The following is a 14,565-nucleotide window of genomic DNA, read 5'->3' as shown; positions in this document are numbered from 1 at the left end:
TATTTGTATATTCACACCAGACTTGCTACTATAAGAAAAACAATAATTTCGAAAGATAAAAAATTATTAACATAATAATCAGAATGAACATGAGAAAATTTCACTTATTGTTTTATTTGGCTTTGTTGCCAGTAGTATCCTCTGCACAAAGCAGAATTGGATATAGTTATGATACCTCAGGTAATCGTGTAAAACGGGAAATCGTTATGATAGTTCCTAAAGCTATGACAAAGCAGCAAAACTTTTCATCTGACAATCAGAGTTTCTCTGATATGCTACGTGACCATTCTATAAAGATATATCCAAATCCTACAAAAGGGGCTTTGAGAATATGTATTTCCGGGTTAAAAGGGACGGACAAGTGTTCTTTAGAGGTTTACACGACTCTGGGAGTGCAAATTCTGGCGAAGAAAATAGAGACTGATAATATTGCTATTAACATTAGCAATCAACCCAATGGAGTCTATCTACTTCAAATCACAATCAACGGAAAATCAACCACATGGAAAATCGTAAAGAAATGAGAAGATATTTACTTCAAGCACTACTTTTTTCTGTAGTAACAGGTTTGGCGAGTACAATTTCTGCAAATGCTAGCAATGATTCCATCAAAACAATAGCTAAGCAAAAAACAATTACTGCTACGGCTAATACATTTGATAAGCTCTATCCAAATCCTGATAAGCTATTTGAACCGATAGATCCAATCGGTCCTGTTCATCCTATCGATCCTGGAGACCCAATATTACCTATTGATCCAGGAGACCCTGTTTTACCTATTCATCCTAATAAACCAGTGATGCCGACTCCACCAACGTCTACGTCAAGTACCTATGATGTTGGTAGTCCTAAAGGAGCACTTAGTGTAAATAATTCTGGAGCTGCAGTTTATAGTATTAATATATCTGCACCTAATGGTGGTAGCCTTACCCCTTCTATCGGTGTAAGTTATAATAGTCAGTCGGGTAACGGTTTGGCCGGTTTTGGTTTTAACATTACTGGCTTATCATGCATTACACGTGCCTGTAAGGATTTGTATCATGATAAGCAAATTGCTGGAATTTCGTACGGTATAGGTGATGCCCTGTTTCTCAATGGACAACGCTTGATATTGAAAACAGGAGCTTATGGTTATAATGGCTCTACATATACTCCAGAAGGTGATCCTTATACAATAGTAACCCTCCATAATAATATCAATACGAGTGCATGTTGGTTTTCTGTTGTTTGTACTGATGGCAAAACTTATCAGTTAGGTAATACGAGCGAATCACGATTGTCTTTTGTAAATAGAAAGAATGTAACATGTATTGCTGCATGGTATATCAATCAAACTACTGATGTACATAGTAATTTGGTAAAATACCATTATACGACAACGAATTATAACCTTCGCCCTGTTAGTATTGAGTATGGTATTAATACAGCTAAGAGTCGCGGTATAACCAATCTAATTCTCTTTACGTACAGTTCTTTGGCAGGTTCATATGCTCGTCCGTTTGCTATTGGCGATAGACAAGGCAAAATGGATGTTTATTTGTCTAAGATAACAACGCAGACGAATGGTTCTGTTTTTCGCGCTTATACATTTACCTATAATAGTACGTCTGACGGAACCAAAGATAAGTACTATCGCCTTACTCAAGTAGATTTGGCTAATGGAGCAGGACGTAAGGTAGCTCCAATTAAAATTGATTGGGACCATTTGCTTTCATTGTATATTTCTAATACGAATCTAAACGTACAGACAAGTTCTCCTTCTAGCATGATCGAAGAGAGTGCCAAGACGTTTATTGCTGTAGATGTTAACAATGATGGTATAAGTGATATTATCCGTTTATCTCGAGGTGCTTATGTATGGCGTTATAATGGTGGTGAGAGCAGACAGGGGAAAACCTTCCTTTTTGTCAGTTTAAGCAAGAAAGATGCTAATGATAATGTGACTTATCAGACACCAAAACAATTTGATTTGAATCCGTCATTCTCGATGGATGATTTGAATAATGTTATTGGCGGTATTCAAGCTATGGACTTCGATGGTGATGGTTATAATGACCTGATTATTCCATATTATTGTGGTTATAAGAGTAATTATGGTGAAAGGTATACCATTGTATGGGGCAAGAGTATTGTGAATGGTGGTGGTTTCAGTGAGATTACCGGTAGGTTGGTTAATTGTGACCATACTCCACTGTTTACCACTTATGACTCAAATGGTGATGGTCGCGATGATTTATTCTATTTGGAGGACCGTGCTAAGGATGGCTATTACAATGGTGCCATTCTTCGTTACAAAGATTGTAACAGTTTAGATGCTACAAAATTTCAATTCAAATTAGATCGTGAACCAAAGAAGCTTTTTGTAGGTGATTACAACCATGATGGTCTTACTGATATCATTGTCTTCTACGATGGAGGTTATAAGATTTACTACAATAATGGTGGTGAATTATCTTCTACAAAATATACTGAGTATAATTCAAAGGAGGGAGCTAATCTTGGTGATAAGCATCGTATTGTACAGGGTGACTTCGATGGTGATGGCATGATTGATTTTGCCTTCCTTCAGGGTGACTGGAAATATGGTCTGGCCATCAATAATGGGGATGGTACGTTTACGGTCAATAATGAAGCTGTTACTCTAAGTGAAACCAATCAGAAGACGAATAAAGATAATAGTCGTTTCAATATGGTGGCCTACGATTTTGATCATGATGGCAAATGTGACTTTGTGATTACCAAGGCGCATTACATATTCCATGGTGGATTCCGTTCTAAGTATTATTACGACTTTACCAAAACTCTTTTTGTTAGATCTACAGGTACTGGATTTGAATTACACAAGGAATATGTTACACATCAGGAAAAAGATGCTGAACCTAATAATATATTCTTAGGCGACTTTACTGGCGATGGTGATGTACAATATGCTTCATTCGGTAAAAACCTTCTTGTAGATAATGATAAGTCCGATGATAAGATTCATACTTATCGTAGTGGCTATAATTTAGTTAGCAAGGGCAAAATTTCTTCTATTACAGATGGTTTTGGTCTGCAGACCTATATTTATTATAAGAGTGCAACAGATCCATCTGTCTATACTCAGACTTATTCTTCTGCTTATCCTGTAAATAGCTATACTATTCCTGTACCTTTGGTTTCTAAAGTTATTAAGGATAATGGTGCTGCCGGTTCACAAACCATACAATATCAATATGGCGATTTGAAGCTACATGTTGCTGGTAAAGGTACAGTAGGTTTTTCTTCTATGACCACAGAGAACCTTACCTTAGGCACTAGGGAAACAACAACTGTAGATAAGTGGGATACTGACAAGTGGATACCTATTCAGACAACTACCACGTCAACCGTTGGTGGCAATTCTTCAAAGATTGTTTCATATACAACTATTGCTAACAACATAAGTGGTCAAAATTATTATGCATATACTTCCAGAAAATCATTGACCGATTTGGATGGAAATACATCAGAAACATATACTACTTATGATACTGCAAAGGGAGTACCTACGGTTGAAATCGTCAAAAATGATGGCGATAATATGTATAAGAGAGTTGCTTATAATAGCTATATACAGAAGATGAACCAATGGATGCCTCTGAATGTTATTAAATCACAAAAACATGAAGATGATTCTGAAGTAAACTCTTCTACAACTACATATACCTATAATGATAAGGGTGAGGTAATTAAAGCAGTTGCTAATGATGGATCAACATTACCTCTCACAGTAAATACTACGTATGACGTTTATGGTAATGTCTTGACATCAACTCAGAGTGGTAAGGGTATTGTTGCCAATACCGAGATGAGTGTATACGATGCTTCCGGTCGATTTGTCGTTAAGGCATATGATAGTGTCAGTCCTCGAATAACTACCTATACCTATGACTTGTTTGGTAATGTTCTTACAGAGAATGATGAGACAAATAAGTCTCATATCCTGACGTCTAAGCATGTTTATGATGGATGGGGAACAGAAATTAGTGAGGCGAATTCTTTTGGTATTACTACTACAAAAAAAATGGGATGGGGTTCTTACTATGGTAAGAAGTACTTCATCACAACTTCTTCTACCGGAAAGCCATGGGTTGCTGTATGGTTTGATAATGCAGGCCATGAGGTACTCCAGGAGTCTGTTATGCAGAACGCTAATGCTTATTCTCTGGCTACTACCTACAATTCTAAGGGACAGAAGACTAAGATTGAAGAAAAGACAGGTAAACTTACTCTTTCAAAAACATTTAAATATGATGAAAGAGGCCGTCTTACCCGTGATGTTAAAAGCTCTGGAAAATCGTCTACGTTTAGCTATGGTAATCGTAGTGTAACTGAAACAACCGCTGGTAGAAGTTATACTAAAGTTACCGATGCATGGGGTAATCTTGTCAAATCATCAGATCCTGTTACACAAGTTGACTATGTCTACTCTTCAATAGGCAAGCCTGCTAAGATTACAGTCAATGGTACCACAACCCATTTCCAATATGATGAAGTAGGAAATAAAATCGCGGTTCAATCGCCAGATGCCGGCAATATCAACTATGAGTATGCTGCCGATGGTAAGGTGATGAAATTTACAGATGCTCGTAATATCACAACCATCTATACGTATGATGCTGAAGGACGACTTGCGTCAACTAGGGCTGGTAATACATTAATTACGAACACCTATGGTACATCGGGTAATTCTATCAATCATCTAGTAAAAACTACAGTAAATGGTAATAGCGTAGAATATACCCATGACGAATTGGGCCGGATAATTACCGAAACGCGAACAGTTAGTGGTGATGGAACGTATCAGTTTAAGTATGCATATAATGCAAACAATCAATTGGTACAGACTACTTATCCTGGTAACCTTATTGTAAAATATACATACGACAAGTACGGAAACAAGACTCAGACTACAGCAAATGATAAGATTGTATATCAAGTTGATGGTTATGATGGATTAGAGACTATAACATCATCCTTAAACAAATATACGACAACATTTACACTCGATTCTCGAGGCTTCAAGAACGATATTGTTCTGAAGAATGGCAGTACTGTTCTTGATCAGTTTAAAATGAATTATGAGGGAGCAACAGGTAATTTGCTTTCACGTGCTCGTAATTCACTTTCAGAGGAAACATTTGGCTATGATAATCTTGATCGATTGGTGTCTGTTAAAGTTGGCACCAAAGAGACGATGCATATCAAATATGCCGAGAATGGCAATATCACTTCTAAAACAGGTATAGGTCAGTACTATTATGATGCAGAGCGTCCTCATGCGGTATCATCAGTAGACAATACAGATAATCTCATCTCAACACAGGATTGTACAACCCTGTTTAATGACCTCAATAAAATTTCGTCACTTCAGGAAAATGGTAAGGTTATGACCATCGATTATGGTCCGGATCTTGAACGTTGCTTTAGTATTTTGAAGCAAGGTAATATGGTTCTGCGTAAAGTTACCTACATGGATGATTACGAGAAGGTCGTTGCTAATGGTGTTACTCGCGAATACTATTATCTGGATGGTGATGTCATTGTTATCCGACAGAATGGAACTTTCCAGATATATCAGTCATTCAAGGACAACTTAGGTAGTATTTTGTCTGTTGTTGATGAAAATGGCAGCAAGGTATTCTCTGCAGAGTATGATGCATGGGGTAAACAAACTGTATCAGTCAATACAATCGGCCTTATCAGAGGTTATGGCGGTCATGAGATGCTGAATGAGTTCAACCTCATCAATATGAATGGCCGTGTCTATGATCCGGTACTAGGAAGATTCCTGAGCCCCGATAAATACGTACAGGAAGGAGACAATAGTCAGAACTATAACAGCTATAGTTATTGTCTGAATAATCCTCTCAAATATGCTGATCCTAGTGGTAATGTATTTGTTCTTGATGATTTTATCGCAATAACTGCAATGGGCGCAATGATGGGTGCCATGAATGCAGCTATGTCAGATAAGCCAATATGGAGAGGGGCCTTGATTGGAGGTCTTAGCGCGGCAGCAACTTATGGTATTGGCTCAGTCTTCGGACCGGCGGGCTTATTTGGCCGTGAAATGCTTAGAGCGGGAGCACATGGCTTGTCTAGTGGTGTATTAAATGCTTTAAATGGAGATAATTTCTGGAATGGATTAATTTCAGGAGCAGCTTCTTCAGGTATGGGATCGTTTGCACAGTCATCTAATTGGAATCCATATTTATTAATGGCATCTACAACTGCTGCCGGTGGAGCAATCGCTTGGGCAACAGGATGTGACTTCTTGCAAGGTGCCTTAAATGGTTTACAAATTGGTGCTTTCAATTTTGCGGAACATGATGGATACGATGGTAATGGAGGCACTGGATATGTAAAGAGGTTACCTGATGGAACATTAGAAGCCATAGAGCCTTTGCAAGAAGTTGTTTGTAAAAGCATAATAACAAACCCGATTTTAAATGTCCAACATGAAAAGCCGCTAGTTGCAGTTTATCCAGAATTTGATTTGTTATTTGGAGGATTAATAATAAAAAGTGCTTATAAAACGTCGTTATCATTATTCAGGTATTTATTTGATAATAAACCAAATCAAATACATCATTTTGCAACGAACAAAAATAAGCTTTACACCCCAAAGATGAATAAAATTGCAGATAAATATGGTCTGGATCTGAATGATTCTTGGAATACGGGAGTTATGCCTCATTTAGGAAGACATCCTAACGAATACCATGCTTTTGTTCTGGAGAATATGAGATCTGCAGATCATATGGCAAATGGAAGCACTTCAAAATTCTTATATTATTTTGAAAAATATGTTAAGGATCCTGTACGTAATAATCCAAATATGCTTAGAAAGAATTTTTGGAAATAACTATAATATAAAATGAAGAAATATTATTCCTTATACCCTAAAGAAAATAAAGATGGTGCAAGTGCATTTTTATCAGATGCTGTTACAATGCCTTGTAAACTTATTCAAGATAGTGATGGCTTGTTACAATTGCCTTATGTTCTTACACTTCGTTGTATTCATGTAACTCATGATGGATTGCAAATCAGCCAAGACTTTTTGGATCTGAAAGAAATATGGCTTGACTATTTACCTAATAATCAGGCTTGGCCTTTGTTTTCATCACAACTAAAAGAATGTATTGATCGTTGCTTGACAGGACAAGAAAAGCTTCAGTGGATTAGGTGTCGTATTGTGTATAACCAGGAAGCCAAGAATTATTATGTTCCTATGTTTTATGAGCAATTTGATATACTAGATGACAGTAAATGTATTTTTGCAGGAAATGGAAGAATAATTAAACGTGTTTATGCGCAATCCAAGATTCAAAAATATAGCATATTCCCAGTACCAAATCAGGAAAATTGGTGGGAGATATTGCCAACTTTGTTTGTTTCAGAGGATATTCGCAAAAATATAAGAAAGGCAAACTTAACGGGTGTTGTATTGGAAAGTGCCCCCATTTCTAAATAGTATAAATTTGTAATAAGGGAGTAACATGGTTAAAAAAAACAAGTGATTCTCCATGAAATATTTGGCAACACTTTTGGTATAGTTAGGGAGGAAGAATTGGCAGTGCAGCTCTTGGCTGATTAGTTGGTTCAGGCTCAAATCCAGTTCCTCTTGGAATTGCTGGTGGTATGGCTGATATTATTATGGAGGAGAATTTGGAAGATGGCTCTCTGATGCTATTTTTGACTTCTTTGCACACCAAGTTTTATGTAGGTATCAGTAAAAATAAAAGGCGAAATGGACATTTGGTAGGCTGGTCATTCCAGTCTACTTTTTGTATTTATGAATCCATCTATAAACTTCTTTTTATTAGTTCCATTCAATCCATTATGATTATGTAATGCTCTTTTAAGTTGTGAGTTAAATCCTTCCAACTGGTTTGTTGTATTAGGTATTGTATATCAAGACCTCTGCAATACTCCTCCTATAATTTGCCTTTCTTAAATATTTTTTGTACCTTTATCGTATGAAACAGAAGTTATCTTCTCCAAGTTTTGCTGACTTGTTTCTTGGGCAAAGAAAGGTCAAGCAGACATTCTTTTCACAAATAAACACAGTCATTGATTGGGCGCCTATTCGTGCTATAATGGAAGTGGCTTATACGAAAGGCTATAAGTCTACTGGCCGGCCCAGCTATGACAGCCTTGTTTTATTCAAGATTGAATTACTCCGTACCTGGTATGGTCTGAGTGACGGAGAAGTTGAAGATCAGGTTAACGACCGCCTGTCTTTCAGCCGTTTTGCAGGTCTTGGCATGGAAGATATCGTTCCTGACAAGTACTACAGTGTGCCGTTTTCGCAACATTCTTGTTGAAGCGGATCTGTATGATACGCTTCTTGCGGAGTTTAACAGGCAATTGGAAGCTAAATGAATCATTGTAAAGCGTGGCGCCATTATTGATGCCAGCATTACGAATACGCCCCGTCGCCCCCGCGGAGGTAAGAGCTATGAGGTCGTTGAGGATAGAAAAGAGGATGAGAACATGGAGGCTTCGGAGAAAGCCATGCTCAAAGAAGTTGTCAAGCCTAACGTAGACACAGAAGCCCGTTGAGTAAAGAAGATGGGAAAGCTCCACTTCGGTTACAAGCGTCACACGGTAACGGATGAAAACGGAATGGTGCTTGCCGAGGAAACGACAGCTGCCAATGAAAGTGATATGAAACACTTAGAAACACCTCTAAAGAAAGCTGAATTGCCACGGAGAGCACTTGTTTATGCCGATAAAGGATATGACTCGATGGAGAACAAAGAAACCCTCAGACGTATGAAACTTAAAAGTCGTATCATGCATAAGGGAACAAGAGGACATGAAATTACAGAAAGGCAGCAGCGTATCAACGTTGCTATAAGTAAGATACGCTACAAAGTAGAACGTACCTTTGGTTCTATGCATAGATGGTTTGGTGCGCTATACATGGGTGCGAGGAACGGAGAATGAGAACTTTGGTTCTATGCATAGATGGTTTGGTGCTGGAATAGCAAGATACGTCGGACTTTCAAAAACACATGCGCAGCATATTATGGAATCCATTGTCTACAACTTATACCGAACGCCAGGGATTATTGTGTCAAATTGTATCAAATAATATGAAAATACACCGATAAAAGATTATTATCTACTCAAAAAGTAACCTCCAACAGCATCTTTTGGTCAAAAATATTTATTCTTCTAATAGTTATGGGTGAAAATTGAGAGGATGGTAGGTTTTGCAGAGATCTCGATAGAGTATTTTTCCCGAAGAAGCATCCTGAAACAGCATCACACCAAATGTCTTGGAGAAGCATGTTGTGTCTAGTATTATTACTGCAGATTTGGGATAAGTAACAGTAAAGCTATCTACCACTAAGCTCAACCTACGTCGTATGGTTCATTCTGAACATTTATGAAGAGTGGATAGATCCGAAATCGTTTGGATACAGTTTTTTAGTTATAGGTTTTCAAATGCTGCAAAGGTAGTAAATAAAAGCGTTCCGAGGGATTTCATCCTACCAAAGGTCCATTACGCCTTATTTTAAAATGTTAAATAACATTAAGCATGTTGTTTTCAATGATATCAGATCTGCTTAAATCAATGCTTCTTAAGATTCTACCTAAAATCAACAGATAGTAACTTTATATATTATTTTTCAACATATAACTCTAATAATACTAATATAATTTTTCAAATATAAATTAATTCTGATTCAATATAGAATAAAAGACTTCCAAGACTGTTTAGAAGACTATACTATAACTTTGATTTTATGGTGATTATTTCTAAATTCAGTTGGTGAACATCCTTTCTTTCGCTTAAAAATACGATTGAAGTTGCTCATATTATTATATCCGCATTTAAAACTTATCTCAGCAACCGTATCTGTTGTGTCAATCAGCATGCGAGTAGCATAACCTAATCTTATATCTATAATATAATCGCTCAAGCGCCGACCTGTATGAAGTTTGAAAAAACGGCAAAACGCACTCTCACTCATATTGGCTAAGTCCGCAAGGGTCTTCAAACGAAGTTCATACATATAATTATCTGATATATATTTCTTTACTGATAGTATTCGTCTACTATCATCTTCAACATCGACTTTAGCATAACTGGTTGTTGCTAAGGTTCTAGCCCCTTTACTTTTCGATAGGATATGCAAAATGTTTAGAAACTCCATTAAAGCTGAAAAACGATCGGAAATCTGACTCAGTCCGCTGAGTTTACTATACACTTTCATTATAGCAGACATAGGAAAGACTAATCCTTTCTGAGCTTCTTTCATCATTTGACGTATACTTTCAAAAGGAGTCTTTCCAAAAAACAGGTCATTCTCATTCATGCCTGCACCGAAATTAAATTGTATTGTGATTTCACGTATATCATCACTACTACATTGATACTGCTCCCAAGCATGCTCGAGCGTTGGATTAGTGATAAGAACTAAGTCATAATCACCAATGACTTCAGTGCTATCTCCTACTATTCTTCTTACACCTGCCGCATTTTCTACAAAGTTAAGCTCGTAGACATCATGATTATGTACAGGGTAAGAAAACTCGCCTTTATGCCTGTCTGCAATATAAAGTGCATCAGTCTCCATCAACGGGGTTATCTCATGTAATACATAACTATCCATAACCAGTAAATTATAACTTCTCATTCATAACAAGAAAGCACAAATTCAAACTAATAAAGATTTAGTGCTTCTTCATTACTTCATATCGTTCTATTATCTCTAAACACATTCTTGTATTGTGATAAGGGCATTTCCAAAAACCTGCTTTATCGTCACTTCGATTTGGATTTCCATACTGATCACATCCCCAAAACCATTCGCCCTCGTGGTAATCTATAAGATGCTCTTTAGTATATTGCCAACAACGATGTGCTATCTCTAAGGCTTTCTTATCTCCAAAATATTGATAAAGGTCCACATGTCCTATGATACATTCACACATTACCCACCATTGACGCTGTGAATCAACCTGATTTATATCAAGCCAACGTTCGTATATCATTGAACCATCAGCCTGAAGACCTTCATCTGCGGCTTTAGCTATCTCCTGAATTACATTCTCTACTTTAGCTCGTAGACTTGTATTACCCAATTCTATAACTGATTCATGTAACAACCAAACAGCTTCTATATCATGACCAAAGCTTTGAATGTTTCGTTTTCCATGCCATTTGTCATCGAAAAATAAGTCAAGATGCCTTGTGTTTTGATTCAATATATTGTTCAAAAAGATATCAATTAAATTATGTATCCGTTCGGCAAGCTCTGGAGTTCGCCACACTCGATACAAATTAGTATACGGCTCTATAATGTGTAAATGAGTATTCATGGTTCTCGAACCATTTTCATCTTTATCACTTAATCGCATATCAGCAATTGGTTTCCAGTCACACGTCAACGCCTCTACATAGCCATTATGGACAGCATCAAAGGCATATTGTTCGAGATCTGAAAAAAGTTGTTTTGCATATTCCAAAGCCTCGTTATCTCCTGTAGCGCGAACATATTCACTAAGTCCGTAAATAGCAAAACCAATAGCATAGGTCTGCTTCTTTGAATCCAAAACATTTCCTTTTTCATCTAAGCTCCAATAGACCCCACCTTGTTCTCGATCGATGAAATAACACACAAAGTAATCTTTGGCTCTTGTTGCTATTTCTAAATAGCTTTGCTTGCGTAAGACACGATATGCTGCTGAAAATGCCCAAAGAATTCTTGCATTTAAGACAGCGCCTTTTTCTGCATTCTGAACAGGATTGCCATATCCATCAATACGACCCAAGAAACCTCCGTTGACATTATCAATCATCTTATCCATCCAGAACGGAAGTATATTATGTTCTAACTCATATAATAAAGCTTTCGAAAGCTGTTCCATAATACGTAAACTAATTAACAACTAATTTGAACTTGATACATTTTCATTACGTCTAACCTCCAATTCTCCTGTTATCCGCTTCATCTTTTCTTCACTAAGAGGATAAAAGTAGATAAATAATAATGAGATAAAGGCTCCTATCGCAGGTAAGATAGAGAGAAACATCTTAATTCCTTGTATCGTTTCAGCAGACTGAACGGCATTTGCTTGGAATCCAAATCGGGCAAGCATCCATCCTGTTATCGCTGTTCCGAAAGCCCAACCAAACTTCTGGCTCATAGAAGAAGAGGAGAAGATTAATCCTGTCGCCCTATTTCCTGTACTCAATTCACTATAGTCTGCACAATCCGCATACATGCTCCACAATAGAGGAAATATACTACCTGCACATATACTAATAAGTGTCTGAAATATAAAGATGAGCGCTATTTGGTCTTTATCAAGCCAGAAAAAGCCTACACTAAGTAATGATGCAATCAACATAGCAAACATAAATGTACGTCTTTTGCCTATAAAATTACTAATTGGAGCTGCTATTACAACACCAAGAATATTGGCAGCTTGGCCTATTGCCAAATAAAGACCGCTTAGAACAAAAGGAATTTCTAAGATCGTGATATTTCCAAAAGCTGTCTCATCCACATAATACTTAAAATAATAAACGGTCGCTCCGTCTCGAATAGAGTTAAAAACCAAAGAGGCTATGCCCGCTCCCAATAGTATCCACCAAGGTTTATTGTGTAATAAATCACGAAGATCGGTCTTTAAAGAGGACTTTTCTTGGTTCGTTGGTTTCACTCGTTCTTTTGTAAGTGCGAAACAACCAAGGAAAAGGATGACACAAACAACCGCAAATATAGCTACTGTTATAAACCATCCGAACTGTGAAGCACTTAACCAGCCCAGCCTATCTAAACTTGAAAACTGCCCTTCAAAGAGGTTAACTAACGGCATAAAGAGTAAAAGCGCAACAAAAGAGCCTAAATATGCAAACATCATGCGATAAGAAGCCAACGTATTCCTATCCGTAGGATTAGGACTCATCACTCCTAACAATGATGCGTACGGAACGTTAATGACTGAATAAACCATCATCATTAATCCATAGGTGATAAAAGCATAGATGATTTTTCCTGTTTCGTCAAATGGTGGAGTGAAAAAGGTTAATATACCGACTATACCAAATGGCAATGCCAAGAAAAGTAAATAGGGTCTGAAACGCCCCCAACGTGACGAAGTCCTATCAGCAAATGCACCCACGATAGGATCGAAAAAGGAGTCCCAGATACGCGTAACAGCGAACATCGTACCAACAATTGCTGCCGAGATTCCAAACACATCAGTGTAGAAAATCATTAGATAGGCACCGAAAAGTTTCCAAAACATTGACGAAGACATGTCGCCAAGCCCATAACCTATCTTTTCACTTAGTCCAATCTTCATAATGAATGATTTCTGTCTATGAGTTTTTTTATAGTTTCAACACTTGCCGAAGTAGTAAGTCCATCTTGTGGAGTATTCAAACAATAATCTACTAACTTATCAATTGTTGAGGTTGCAACATGCATACGAGTATCTGAAGAGGCATAGTAAATAAATATACGTCCGTCTTCATCAGCAATCCAACCATTTGAAAAAACAACATTCATTACATCACCAATATATTCAGGCCCTTCAGGAACTAAGAGATAACCACCTGGTTGTGCAATCATGCGTGTTGGTTCATCCAGCGCTGTCATATACATATATAATACATAACGAAGTCCACTGGCACATGCTCTTACTCCATGAGCTAAATGTAACCATCCCTTAGAAGTCTTTATAGGATGGGGGCCTTCGCCATTTTTCAGCTCCATAATTGTATGATAGTGGCGAGGATTAATAATTGTTTCTTCCTGCAATTCAGCATGAGTAATATCATCAACCAAGGCCCATCCTATTCCACCACCAGACCCTGTGTCGATAAATCCATCTTGTGGTCGTGTGTAAAAGGCATACTTACCATTAACGAATTCGGGATGAAGCACAACATTACGCTGCTGACTCTTCGATTTCAAATCAGGCAAACGCTCCCATGTTTTGAGATCCTTTGTACGAGCAATTCCTGCTGCTGCCACTGCTGCAGATAAGTCATTAGGCTGACTATCATCATGTCTTTCCACGCAAAATATTCCATATATGTAACCATCTTCATGGCGTGTAAGCCTCATATCATAGATATTAGTCGCAGGTTGGTTTGTATCTGGCATTGTAATTGGTTCATCCCAAAAGCGAAAATGGTCAATTCCATTAGGACTTTCAGCTATTGCAAAGAAGCTCTTACGGTCAGCTCCTTCTACACGTACAACTAAAACATATTTATCTTTCCATTTTATAGCGCCAGAATTAAGCGTTGCATTAATCATAATTCGTTGCATTAAAAATGGATTTGTACGTTCATTCATATCATAACGCCATTCCAAGGGCGTATGCTCTGCTGTAAGAATAGGATTCTCATAACGGTCATAAATACCATTACCAAATTCAACTTTATGATTAGGTTTTGCAAGAAGAGCTTCGTGATGCAGACGAAGAACATTGAGTTTTGTATTGAAAGTTGACATATAATAATTATTTTTTATTTTAAACTACTCTTGTATGTGAATTATCTTT

General features: G+C 37.4%; 7 protein-coding genes and 3 pseudogenes. 4 read left to right on the top strand and 6 right to left on the bottom strand.

The features are described from left to right. Nucleotides 1-89 precede the first annotated feature (89 nt). The 3 genes from HMPREF9145_RS11460 to HMPREF9145_RS11450 are packed head-to-tail and all read left to right on the top strand — an operon-like array spanning nt 90 to nt 7,501. Nucleotides 90-524, top strand: coding sequence for a T9SS type A sorting domain-containing protein (locus tag HMPREF9145_RS11460; protein ID WP_036907653.1), 435 nt, complete (start codon nt 90-92; stop codon nt 522-524). Next, entirely contained in the window at nt 503-6,889 is a 6,387-nt protein-coding gene (locus HMPREF9145_RS13255) for an RHS repeat-associated core domain-containing protein (RefSeq protein WP_021826429.1), read from the top strand. Before HMPREF9145_RS11460 ends, HMPREF9145_RS13255 begins: the two co-directional genes overlap by 22 nt. Before the next feature lie 12 nt (nt 6,890-6,901). Beyond that, nucleotides 6,902-7,501, top strand: coding sequence for a hypothetical protein (locus HMPREF9145_RS11450; RefSeq protein WP_021826440.1), 600 nt, complete (start codon nt 6,902-6,904; stop codon nt 7,499-7,501). 296 nt (nt 7,502-7,797) lie between these two features. On the opposite strand, the pseudogene HMPREF9145_RS14285 reads toward HMPREF9145_RS11450, so the two are convergent. Beyond that, a pseudogene (locus HMPREF9145_RS14285) lies at nt 7,798-7,935 on the bottom strand (IS256 family transposase, variant Zn-binding type); the annotation flags it as partial. A gap of 71 nt (nt 7,936-8,006) precedes the next feature. Here HMPREF9145_RS14285 and HMPREF9145_RS14280 point away from each other — a divergent pair. Further along, nucleotides 8,007-9,127, top strand: a pseudogene (locus HMPREF9145_RS14280) (IS5 family transposase). Nucleotides 9,128-9,247: 120 nt separating this feature from the next. Here HMPREF9145_RS14280 and HMPREF9145_RS14065 read toward each other — a convergent pair. From HMPREF9145_RS14065 to HMPREF9145_RS11420, 5 genes and pseudogenes are all read right to left on the bottom strand, one after another. Further along, nucleotides 9,248-9,454, bottom strand: a pseudogene (locus tag HMPREF9145_RS14065) (IS256 family transposase, variant Zn-binding type); the annotation flags it as partial. Between the two features lie 310 nt (nt 9,455-9,764). Beyond that, nucleotides 9,765-10,655, bottom strand: a complete 891-nt coding sequence (locus HMPREF9145_RS11435) for an AraC family transcriptional regulator (protein ID WP_021826428.1) — start codon at nt 10,653-10,655, stop codon at nt 9,765-9,767. Nucleotides 10,656-10,716: 61 nt separating this feature from the next. Then, the gene (locus tag HMPREF9145_RS11430; protein ID WP_021826530.1) at nt 10,717-11,913 is read right to left on the bottom strand and encodes an AGE family epimerase/isomerase; all 1,197 of its coding nucleotides are present in this window, start codon (nt 11,911-11,913) and stop codon (nt 10,717-10,719) included. A gap of 21 nt (nt 11,914-11,934) precedes the next feature. Next, nucleotides 11,935-13,356 carry an MFS transporter gene (locus tag HMPREF9145_RS11425; RefSeq protein WP_021826408.1) on the bottom strand — a complete coding sequence of 474 codons (1,422 nt, stop codon included), beginning with the start codon at nt 13,354-13,356 and terminating at the stop codon, nt 11,935-11,937. Next, on the bottom strand, nt 13,353-14,516 hold the full coding sequence (locus HMPREF9145_RS11420) for a glycoside hydrolase family 130 protein (RefSeq protein WP_021826531.1): 1,164 nt from the start codon (nt 14,514-14,516) through the stop codon (nt 13,353-13,355). Before HMPREF9145_RS11420 ends, HMPREF9145_RS11425 begins: the two co-directional genes overlap by 4 nt. Between the last annotated feature and the right edge of the window lie 49 nt (nt 14,517-14,565).

The sequence above is a fragment of the Segatella salivae F0493 genome, assembly GCF_000477535.1.
In the GTDB taxonomy this organism is placed as follows: Bacteria; Bacteroidota; Bacteroidia; order Bacteroidales; family Bacteroidaceae; genus Prevotella; species Prevotella salivae.
This window is presented reverse-complemented; position numbering and strand designations above follow the sequence as displayed.

Excerpts from the sequence above, each read along its gene's own strand:
- HMPREF9145_RS11460 (WP_036907653.1), top strand. The coding sequence starts at position 90 with ATGAGAAAATTTCACTTATTGTTTTATTTGGCTTTGTTGCCAGTAGTA.
- HMPREF9145_RS13255 (WP_021826429.1), top strand. The coding sequence starts at position 503 with ATGGAAAATCGTAAAGAAATGAGAAGATATTTACTTCAAGCACTACTT.
- HMPREF9145_RS11450 (WP_021826440.1), top strand. The coding sequence starts at position 6,902 with ATGAAGAAATATTATTCCTTATACCCTAAAGAAAATAAAGATGGTGCA.
- HMPREF9145_RS11435 (WP_021826428.1), bottom strand. The coding sequence starts at position 10,655 with ATGGATAGTTATGTATTACATGAGATAACCCCGTTGATGGAGACTGAT.
- HMPREF9145_RS11430 (WP_021826530.1), bottom strand. The coding sequence starts at position 11,913 with ATGGAACAGCTTTCGAAAGCTTTATTATATGAGTTAGAACATAATATA.
- HMPREF9145_RS11425 (WP_021826408.1), bottom strand. The coding sequence starts at position 13,356 with ATGAAGATTGGACTAAGTGAAAAGATAGGTTATGGGCTTGGCGACATG.
- HMPREF9145_RS11420 (WP_021826531.1), bottom strand. The coding sequence starts at position 14,516 with ATGTCAACTTTCAATACAAAACTCAATGTTCTTCGTCTGCATCACGAA.